This is a genomic window from Oleiphilus sp. HI0132, from assembly GCF_001635845.1.
The window spans coordinates 1-955 of the sequence record NZ_LWGJ01000542.1 but is presented as its reverse complement, the minus strand read 5'-3'; the positions used below and the strand labels follow the sequence as shown (position 1 = coordinate 955).

The following is a 955-nucleotide window of genomic DNA, read 5'->3' as shown; positions in this document are numbered from 1 at the left end:
AAGACGAAGACGTTCTCGACACCTGGTTCTCTTCAGCACTCTGGACTTTCGGCACACTAGGTTGGCCAGAAGCAACGGAAAGGTTGAAGACCTTCCACCCAACAGATGTTTTGGTAACGGGCTTCGATATTATTTTCTTCTGGGTTGCCCGCATGATCATGATGACCATGCACTTTATGAAAGATGAAAACGGTAAAGCCCAGGTTCCGTTCAAATATGTATACGTAACAGGCCTTATTCGAGACGAGCATGGTGACAAAATGTCCAAGTCGAAGGGTAACGTACTCGACCCGCTCGATATGATTGACGGCATCGACCTTGAATCTCTGGTTGAAAAACGCTGCGGTAATATGATGCAGCCCCAGCTTGCTCAAAAAATTGAGAAGCGCACGCGCAAGACCTTTGAAGACGGTATCTCTGCACACGGGACCGATGCACTTCGTTTTACCCTATTCTCACTGGCTTCGACGGGTCGTGATATCAACTGGGACATGAAACGCCTAGAAGGCTACAGAAACTTCTGTAACAAGATCTGGAACGCTGCACGTTATGTGCTCATGAATACTGAAGATCAGGACTGTGCTCAGAATTCTGACGATTATCAATTATCTTTAGCTGACAAATGGATCATCTCGCGCCTTCAGCAAACCGAAGCATCCATTGAAAAATCTATTGGTGAGTTCCGTCTAGATATGGCCTCACACACTTTGTATGACTTCATCTGGAATGAGTATTGTGATTGGTACCTGGAGCTTTCCAAGCCGATTCTAAACAGTGACGACAGCGACGAAGCGCTTAAGCGTGGCACACGCCGCACACTGGTACGAGTACTTGAAGCTGTACTAAGAATGGCTCACCCCTTTATCCCTTATATCACAGAGGAAATCTGGCAGCGTGTTGCTCCCTTGGCCGGTCAGTCTGGCGCAACCATTATGACTCAGCCTTACCCTGAAGC

1 protein-coding gene is annotated in these 955 nt (G+C 47.5%); it reads left to right on the top strand.

The window, feature by feature from the left end; genetic code table 11:
• Positions 1-955 (top strand): class I tRNA ligase family protein (locus A3766_RS06475; RefSeq protein ID WP_156508738.1); only part of this gene is annotated, 955 nt, incomplete at both ends.